The organism is Streptosporangiales bacterium (assembly GCA_009379825.1).
In the GTDB taxonomy this organism is placed as follows: domain Bacteria; phylum Actinomycetota; class Actinomycetes; order Streptosporangiales; family WHST01; genus WHST01.
The window spans coordinates 1-8442 of the sequence record WHTA01000134.1 but is presented as its reverse complement, the minus strand read 5'-3'; the positions used below and the strand labels follow the sequence as shown (position 1 = coordinate 8442).

Annotated in this window: 7 protein-coding genes, 2 rRNA genes and 1 pseudogene; 7 read left to right on the top strand and 3 right to left on the bottom strand. The window is 71.1% G+C overall.

Annotation, left to right across the window (positions count from 1 at the left end; genetic code table 11):
- From GEV07_30055 to GEV07_30040, 4 genes are all read left to right on the top strand, one after another.
- Nucleotides 1-247, top strand: a 23S ribosomal RNA gene (locus GEV07_30055); the annotation flags it as partial.
- A 71-nt stretch (nucleotides 248-318) separates the two neighbouring features.
- Nucleotides 319-435: ribosomal RNA gene (rrf, locus tag GEV07_30050) — 5S ribosomal RNA — on the top strand.
- A gap of 1251 nt (nucleotides 436-1686) precedes the next feature.
- Complete coding sequence (locus tag GEV07_30045; protein MQA06760.1) at nucleotides 1687-2364, top strand: hypothetical protein; 678 nt, start codon at nucleotides 1687-1689, stop codon at nucleotides 2362-2364.
- A 98-nt stretch (nucleotides 2365-2462) separates the two neighbouring features.
- Complete coding sequence (locus GEV07_30040) at nucleotides 2463-2837, top strand: single-stranded DNA-binding protein (protein MQA06759.1); 375 nt, start codon at nucleotides 2463-2465, stop codon at nucleotides 2835-2837.
- 50 nt (nucleotides 2838-2887) lie between these two features.
- Here GEV07_30040 and GEV07_30035 read toward each other — a convergent pair whose 3' ends face one another.
- The 3 genes and pseudogenes from GEV07_30035 to GEV07_30025 all read right to left on the bottom strand — a co-directional run bounded on the left by GEV07_30035 (nucleotide 2888) and on the right by GEV07_30025 (nucleotide 5611).
- Nucleotides 2888-3418, bottom strand: coding sequence for a pyrimidine reductase (locus GEV07_30035; protein ID MQA06758.1), 531 nt, complete (start codon nucleotides 3416-3418; stop codon nucleotides 2888-2890).
- Between the two features lie 60 nt (nucleotides 3419-3478).
- Nucleotides 3479-4292, bottom strand: a pseudogene (locus GEV07_30030) (sigma-70 family RNA polymerase sigma factor).
- Between the two features lie 68 nt (nucleotides 4293-4360).
- The gene (locus GEV07_30025; GenBank protein MQA06757.1) at nucleotides 4361-5611 is read right to left on the bottom strand and encodes a DUF1015 family protein; all 1251 of its coding nucleotides are present in this window, start codon (nucleotides 5609-5611) and stop codon (nucleotides 4361-4363) included.
- A 109-nt stretch (nucleotides 5612-5720) separates the two neighbouring features.
- On the opposite strand from GEV07_30025, the gene GEV07_30020 reads away from it, so the two are divergent.
- The 3 genes from GEV07_30020 to GEV07_30010 are packed head-to-tail and all read left to right on the top strand — an operon-like array spanning nucleotide 5721 to nucleotide 8325.
- Nucleotides 5721-6440, top strand: a complete 720-nt coding sequence (locus tag GEV07_30020) for an FCD domain-containing protein (GenBank protein MQA06756.1) — start codon at nucleotides 5721-5723, stop codon at nucleotides 6438-6440.
- A 7-nt stretch (nucleotides 6441-6447) separates the two neighbouring features.
- Nucleotides 6448-7971: an aldehyde dehydrogenase family protein gene (locus GEV07_30015; GenBank protein MQA06755.1), complete on the top strand. Its 1524-nt coding sequence runs from the start codon at nucleotides 6448-6450 to the stop codon at nucleotides 7969-7971.
- A 30-nt stretch (nucleotides 7972-8001) separates the two neighbouring features.
- A complete protein-coding gene (locus GEV07_30010; protein MQA06754.1) occupies nucleotides 8002-8325 on the top strand; it encodes a hypothetical protein in 324 nt (107 codons plus the stop codon).
- The last annotated feature ends 117 nt before the right edge of the window (nucleotides 8326-8442 follow it).

Here is an 8442-nt window from a genome sequence, read left to right as displayed (position 1 = left end):
TACGAGAGGACCGGGACGGACGAACCTCTAGTGTGCCAGTTGTTCTGCCAAGAGCACGGCTGGTTAGCTACGTTCGGGAGTGATAACCGCTGAAAGCATCTAAGCGGGAAGCATGCTTCAAGATGAGGTTTCCCACTGGGTCAACCAGGTAAGGCCCCCAGCTAGAACACTGGGTTGATAGGCCGGATGTGTAAGCACAGCAATGTGTTTAGCTGACCGGTACTAATAGGCCGAGGACTTGGCACAAAGAAGCTACGCGTCCACTGTGCGGTTCCCGAGATGTGGTCGGGAACTAGCCCACATACATCTCCATAGAGTTACGGCGGTCATAGCGAAGGGGAAACGCCCGGTCCCATTCCGAACCCGGAAGCTAAGCCCTTCAGCGCCGATGGTACTGCGCGGGAGACTGCGTGGGAGAGTAGGTCGCCGCCGTGCATACTTCTATACGAGGGCCACTCCGACCGGAGTGGCCCTCGTTGTGTTTACAGTGCTATTCGGGAGTGTTCAATGGCGGGTGAGAAGGACCGGCGCGGCCGGCCGGGCGGGCGCAAGCCCACCACCGGAGGCGGCCGCCGGCCGTCCAGCAGCGGCGGACCACCCAGCCGCGGCGGCGCCAGCGGTAGCCGCAAGGGCGGACCCGCCGCAAGCGGCGGCACACGAGGCACCCCGAACGGTGGCGGTCGCCCAACCACCCCCGGCGGCCCCGCGAAGGGCCCGGCCCGCGGTGCAGGTGGCCCACGCCGTTCAGACAGCGGCGGCCCCGCGAAGGGCCCGGCCCGCGGTGCAGGTGGCCCACGCCGTTCAGACAGCGGCGGCCCCGCGAAGGGCCCGGCCCGCGGTGCAGGTGGCCCACGCCGTTCAGACAGCAGCGGCAGCCGCCCTGGTGCCTCCGCCCGCGGCGCCGGTGGCCCAGGTCGCTCGGACAGCGGCGGTGGCCCCCCGAAGGGTCCGGGTCGTGGCCCTGGTGGCCCGCGCCGCACAGACACCGGTGGTGGCCCCCCGAAGAGTTCCGGCCGGGGCGCCGGTGGCCCACGTCGCTCGGACAGCGGCGGTGGCCCCCCGAAGGGTCCGGGTCGCGGCCCTGGTGGCCCGCGCCGCACAGACACCGGTGGTGGCCCCCCGAAGAGTTCCGGCCGGGGCGCCGGTGGCCCACGTCGCTCGGACAGCAGCGGTGGCCCTCGGAGCGGGTCGGCGCGCGGTCCCGGCGGCGGTGGTCGCCCGAGTGGTACCGGTGGTAGCGCCGGCGACCGCACGGGCGGCGGTCCGAGCGCTGGCGGGCGGAAGCCGACGACCGGAGGCGATTGCCGGCCGTCCACCGGTGGCGGCCCACGTACCGGCGCCCAGAGGGGCGGCGCGGGCAGCGGTAGCTCGAGCAGCGGTGGTCGCCGGCCGTCAGGTGGCGGAGCACCGGGCGCTTCCGGCAGGGGCGGCGGGCCCCGTCGCTCGGATGGCGCGGCGAGCGGCCCGGGCAAGTACCGCAAGGCAGGCGACAGCAGGCAGCAGTCGGGCGGGGGCCCACGGCGCCCGGCCGCGACGGGGCGCGGTCCAGGCGGCCGGGACGGCGGCCCGCGTGAACGGCGGGGTTACGGTGACCGGCCGGAGTCGGTCCGGGGACCGTCGGCGCACGGCGGCGGCGACGACCCGCAGCTGCCGGACGGCCTCGAGCTCACCGAGCTCAGCCGTGAGGTGCGCCGTGAGCTGCGCGCACTGCCGCGCGATCTCGCCGAGCGGGTGGGCAACCACCTGGCCGCGGCCGAGATGCTCGTGGCCGACGACCCTGCACTGGCCTACGAGCACGCGCAGGCAGCCGTCCGCCGCGGCGGACGGCTGGCGGTCGTACGGGAGATCTGCGGCGTCACCGCGTACGCCGCCGGCCGCTGGCACGACGCCGCCAGGGAGCTGCGGGCGGCCCGGCGGCTCGGCACCCCCACCGAGCTCCTGCCGCTGATCGCGGACTGCGAGCGCGGCATGGGCCGGCCAGAACGCGCACTCACGCTGGCCGAGTCCACGGAGGCGGCGCGGCTGGACGACACTGCCAGGATCGAGATGCTTATCGTCGCCGCGGGTGCCCGCCGGGACATGGGCCAGCGGGACGCCGCGGTCGTCATGCTGCAGGTGCCCGAGCTGAAGGCGCGGACGAAGGCGCCCTGGCAGGTGCGGTTGCGGTACGCGTACGCGGATGCGCTGGCCGCGGCCGGGCGGCAGGACGAGGCGGCGTCGTGGTTCGAACGCGTCGCCCAGCAGGACAACGCGGGGGAGACCGACGCCGAAGATCGGTGGGCGGACCTCACCGGCCAGCAGCGCCGGAGTCGTCGTCCCGCCGCGCCCGACGACGAGGGCGACGGCATCATCGACCTCGGCTGAGCGACAGCGCAGCGTGCGTTGTCCACAGCTGCGCTCGCGTACCCGCACCGACGGACCGACACGCCGCACCATGGTGTCTCCCACGGAGAGGAGACGGCATGAGTCCACAGCAGGCGGCGCCGGCGACGGCGGAGGAGCCGAACGTCGTGCGGTTGCGCGGCCGGCTGGCCGCGGTGGCCGAGGTGCGGGAACTGCCCAGCGGCGACGAGATCGTGACCTGGCGGGTGATCGTGCCGCGCGCGAGCGGCGACATGCGGGCCCGCCGGGACGGCCGGCGCGGCGTCAGCATCGACACGTTGGACTGCTCCACCTGGCGGACGGGCGTCCGTAGGCAGATGCTCAGCTGGCAACCGGACGACCTGATCGAGGTGGAAGGCGCGCTGCAGCGCCGCTACTACCGCCAGGCAGGCAACCTGGTGAGCCGCCACGAGGTCGTAGTACGCCGCGTACGCAGGATAGGCCGCAGCGGCTAGCTCGCTAGCCTGCGGGGAGGGACCGCTCGTCCATAGGTGAGCATGATCACCTATGTCTTCAAGGTCCTGACCCGCGTGAGGTGGAGCGACACGGGTGGCGCGTCGGCTGGAAACAGTCGGCGGCCCCGGACGAGGGTGAACGGGAAGATCGAGAGCTTGTAGGTGTCGATCAGGTTGTGGTCGATGAGGGTGCGCACGAGGGTTGCGCTTCCGTACAGCACGACATCCTTGCCGGGCTCCTGCTTGAGCGCGGAGACTCGTTCGGCGATGTCACCGTCGATGACGGTCGCATTCCAATCCAGCCGGCCGGTCAAGGTGGTGGATGCGACCAGCTTCGGCATCTGGTTGATCAGCTGGAGGTACTCCCCGCTGGCGCCGGACCACGCTTGGAACAGTCGTTCGTAGGTCACCCGCCCGCAGAGGAACGTGTCACACCCCATCAGCTGCTCGATCGAGTCGGCGACGGCTTCGTCGTCGAAGTAGCCAGCAGCCCAGCCACCTTCGGCAGTCTCGCCGAACCCGCCCGGGTCCTGCATGACTCCGTCGAGCGTCACCAGTGCCGCCGCGTGCAGCCTCCTCATCGGGCGTCCTCCGTGTGCATTGGTGGCAGGCTGAATCGAGCCACCAGCGCCGCGGTCGTCGCGCCGGTAGGACACAGCGGCAGGCTGGCCGTTGGCGAAGGTCGGCACGAGCAACCAGTCGCCCGCCTTACCAACCGCCTGCGCCAGCACTGGCAGGCAGGCGGCTCGCCCGGAGAACCACGCCGTCGACGGGGGAATCTCCAAGCTGGCATCGGCCGTCGGCAGCCGCGTGAAGGCTGTGGCATCCGCGGACTCGAACGCGGTGATGAACGCGTCCAACAGCACACGCTCTTCGCGGGTGGTCGGGCCGGCACGTGCTTCGGCGGCGGGGCGAGCTCGTCAAGGCGCGCCCTGGCTCGCTGCAAGGAACTCTTGACCGCCGGCGTGGTGGTATCCAGCATCTGCGCCACCTCGCGGGCGCTGAACCCAGCGCCTCGCGCAGCAAGAAGACCGCACGCTGTGACGGCGGCAGGTGCTGCAGGCAGGCAATCAGGGCCAGTCGTAGGCTGTCACGATCGACGGCCACCTCGGCGGGATCCTCCGGCGCCGGCGCAACGAGGGCGTCGGGGATCGGCTGCACCCAACGGACGTCGTCGCGCGCGGCGCCGAGACCGGACGGCAGCACGCGACGGTCATGCCGCCGTAGCGCCGACAGACACGCGTTGGTGGCGATCCGGTACAGCCAGGTGCGAATCGACGAACGGCGTTCGAAGTCGTCATAGGCGCGCCACGCGTTGAGATACGTCTCCCGTACCAGATCCTCGGCTTCGTCCACGGAGCCGAGTAGCCGGTAACAGTGGGCCAGCACCTCTTTGCGATGAGGCTCGGTCAAGGCAGCGAACTCAGCGGCCGGGTCGATGTCCACCCGTGCCATGGTGCCTTCCTCGTCATCAGCGGCATCGTTCACGACATGTAGACGCGTGGGCCGCGAAAAGGAGTCGGCTACGGCGCGGCGAGCGAGCGCATGACGAGGCCGCCGAGGGGTTTCGGGCCGAAGGAGGTGGACTTGCGCGGCATCCGGTCGCCGGCGGCGGCGATGGCGTGCACGGCGGTGACTGACGGCGGGTTGAGCAGGAACGCCGTGCCGCTGGTCTGGGTGGCCAGGGTGACCGCCTCGGTCGCGCTGTGCGGGAAGCGCAGCTGTTCGTCGGGGATCCGCAGTGCGTCCGCGAGCCAGCGCTGCAGTGCGGTGACGTCGAGCTCTCGCCAGGTCGCGCAGTGCTGGGTGTCCGCCGGGTCGGCCGGCAGTGTGACGAGCCGGTAGCGGCCGTCGCCGGCCATTACCACCGGGTGGCCGGTGCCGTCGCGGCGGTGGGCGTACGCGAGCGCCGGTTCGAGGTGTTCGCCGAGGTCGATAACGGCTACGCCGGGCGGGACGGTGGCCAGCACGGAGCTTGGCGGTGTCCCGGCCGCGACGCGGTGGATCGGTTGCAGCGCCGGCGGGTAGCTGTCGGAGTCCACTACGAACGCCAGGCCGAAGTCCCACGGGCCCGCGCCACGTCCGTCGGCGTGCCGCGCCGCCTGCAGCTGCCGGTACGCGGTGTACCGGTGGTGGCCGTCGGCGATGAGCGCCTGCTGGTCGCGCAGCGCCGACGCGACCGTCGCGAGCGCATCCTGGTCGGTGATCGCCCACAGCCGGTACGTGGTCTCGCCGGCATCGACGTCCACCAGCGGCGCGGCCGCAGTGGCGCGCGCGACGACCTCGCCCGCGCCGCCGAACCCGGGGACGACGAGGAAGATCGGCTCCAGGTTCGCGTCGGTGGCCTGCATCTGGGCGAGCCGGTCGGCGACCGGGCCCGGGTGTACGTCCTCGTGCGGCAGGATCACCCGCTCCTCGGGTGCACGCAGCCCGACGGCGCCGACGAGCCCGAATTGCCTGTGCTCGCCGTGCCGCGCCTCGTAGACGTACAGCGCGGGCGCCGCGTCCCTACGGAGCACGCCATCCACCTGCCACTGCCGCCAGCGCGCACCCGCGCCCGCGTACCGCTGCTCAGGCGGGGCGGTCGCCGCCGCGAGGGTGAGGTGGACCAGGTTGTGCGGCTCGCTGGCGGCCAGCCGTTCCGCCTCGGCGGAGCCGATGACGTCGTACGGCGGACAGGTCACGGCGGCGAGGTCCAGCCCGCTCGGGTCGTAACGGATGCCGCGGAACGACTGGAGGACGAGACCGGCGCCGGCGCCCACGGGGTCTGACACCCCCGCATACTACGGACCTCCGGGGCTGGACCGGGCCCGGCCACTTTGACATGAACTACATTGCACAATGGATTGACATACAGAAACATGCGTCTGTATACATTGCTGCATGAGTGCCGTCGACGAGGTCGTAGAGCAGCTGCGTGCGGCGATCCTGTCCAACACGCTGGCGCCGGGCACCCGGCTCACCCAGGTGGAGCTGGCCAGCCAGTTCGGTGTGAGTCGCATCCCCGTACGCGACGCGCTCGCGGAGCTCGCCAGCGAGGGCCTGGTCACGCTGTCCGGCCGCAGCGGCGCCGTCGTCGCCGGCCTGTCGCTCGACGACCTGCAGGAGCTGTACGAGATGCGGGGCCTGGTCGAGCCGTTCGCCAGCCGGCTGGCGGTGCCGAACGTCGGGCGGGCACAGCTGCTGCGGATGCACGAGTGCATGCGGCGGATGGACCAGGCCGACGACCGGCGCACCTGGCTCGCGGCCAACGCGGAGTTCCACGCGCAGGTGTACCGGCAGTCCGGCCGGCCGCGGATGATCACCACCATCGAGACGCTGCGCAAGCAGACCGACCGCTACATCTGGCTGCACCTGGAGAAGCTCGAAGCGGTGCAGCACTGCCGCGAGGAGCACCAGGAGATCCTGGAGGCCGCGCAGCGGCAGGACGCCGAAGGCGTCGAGCGGGCGACCAGGGCGCACCTGGCGACCTCCCACGACATGATCCTCCAGCAGCTGCTGGAGAAGGAGCTGTCCGACTCCGAGTACGACGGTTGGCAGTCCGCGCCTGACGACCTCGGCGTGGCCAGACGTAGCGGCACCGACGCGGTCGGCCCGGAGTAGGAAACCGATGCAGACCACCTCGCAGCAGGGACAAGACACGACCGAGCGCGGGTTGCTCATCGGCGGTGACGAGGTTCCCGCGGTGTCCGGCGAGACGTTGCCGGTGCTCGACCCGACCGCGGGCAAGGAGATCGCGCGGGTCGCGGCAGCGGGTGCCGACGATGTCGACCGCGCGGTGCAGGTGGCTGCGCGCACCTTCGACAGCGGCGTGTGGAGCAGGTGCTCGATCGCCGAACGCGCGCGTGTGCTCAACCGGTTCGCGGACAACATCGAGCAGGAGATCGAGCGGCTCTACCAGCTGGAGACGCTCTACAACGGGCGGCCGATCACCGAGACGCGGGCGCAGATCTCCCGGCTGCCGGAGTGGTACCGCTACAACGCGGCGCTGCTGCTCGCCGACCGCAGCTCGGTCGTGCCGATGCCCGGGCCGTACCACTCGTACACGAAACGCTTCCCGCTCGGCGTCGTCGGCATCCTGTCGTCGTTCAACCACCCGTTGATGATCGGCTCGAAGAGCCTGGCGCCTGCGCTCGCCGCGGGCAACAGCGTGGTGCTGAAGCCGTCCGAGCTGACGCCGATGACGAGCATCGTGCTCGGCGAGCTCGCGCTGCAGTCCGGCCTGCCGCCGGGTGTGCTGAACGTCGTGCAGGGCGAGGGTGCGGTCGCGGGTGCGGCGCTGGCGGCCCATCCGGGCGTCGCGAAGATCACCTTCACCGGCGGTACGGCCGCCGGACGGGCGGTGGCGACCGCGGCAGCGGGCCGGTTCGCGAAGCACACGGTCGAGCTCGGCGGCAAGAGCCCGGTGCTGGTGTTCGGGGACTCGCCGGTCGAGGAGGCCGCGCGCGGCGTCGCGTTCGGCGGCTTCATCGGCGCCGGCCAGACGTGCATCGCCGGCACCAGGGTGCTCGTGGAGACGGGCGTGCACGACGAGTTCGTGGACGCGCTCGTGCAGGTGGCCGAGCAGATCAGGATCGGCGACCCGGCCCTGCCGGAGACGCAGCTGGGGCCGGTGATCTCCGCGCAGGCCAGGGAGAAGATCACCGGCTACGTCGAGCTCGGACTGGCCGAGGGCGCAGAGCTGGCCGCCGGTGGCGACACCCCGGACGTGCCCGGCTGTCCGGACGGCTTCTTCGTCCGTCCCACCGTCCTGACGAAGGCGACCAACGACATGCGCGTCGCGCGGGAGGAGATCTTCGGCCCGGTGCTCGTCGTGATCGAGGTGGCCGACGAGGCCGACGCGGTCGCGCAGGCGAACGACTCGCCGTACGGCCTCGGCTCGGCGATCTGGACGAGGGACGTGGCCCGGGCACACCGGGTAGCGGAGGCGCTCGACCAGGGCATCGTCTGGGTGAACGACCACCACCGGTTGGACCCGGCGTCGCCGTGGGGCGGGCTGCGCGACAGCGGTTCCGGCAAGGAAGGCGGCTGGGAGTCGTTCCACGACTTCAGCCATCTCAAGTCGGTGACCGTCCGCACGGCGGCGGACGGTGTCGACTGGTACGGGGATCGTGGCGTCGAACGGTTGAACTGAACGCTCGTCGAGGGAAAGGCGGCACGGTCAATGGTGACCGGACTGGAGATCGAGCAGCGCGACGGTGTTGTTCACGCGGTGATCGACATCGGCCAGGAGAACGCCTTGACCGGCGAGATCTGTGCCGCGCTCACGACGTACCTGAACGATCCGCCGGCGGACGCGCACGTGCTCGTCCTCGGTGCCCGCGGCCCGGCGTTCTGTCTCGGTCGGCAGCGGCAGGCACAGACCCCTGCGGACCTGCGTACGGAGGTACGTCGGTTGGTCGACCTGAATGCGGCACTGCCGACGAGCAGGTTGCTCGCAGCGGAAAAGCTGATCATCGGTTCGATGAGGTTGTCCCGGCGGTCGTAGAACTTGAAGGTGGCGGTCCCCCGCCTGAGGCCTGCCGAGTGGTAGGTCCTCTGGTGAACCGCCAAGTACACCGAAGAAGGAAGGGGACCGCTGTGAGCAAGACCTACCAGAAGAAGG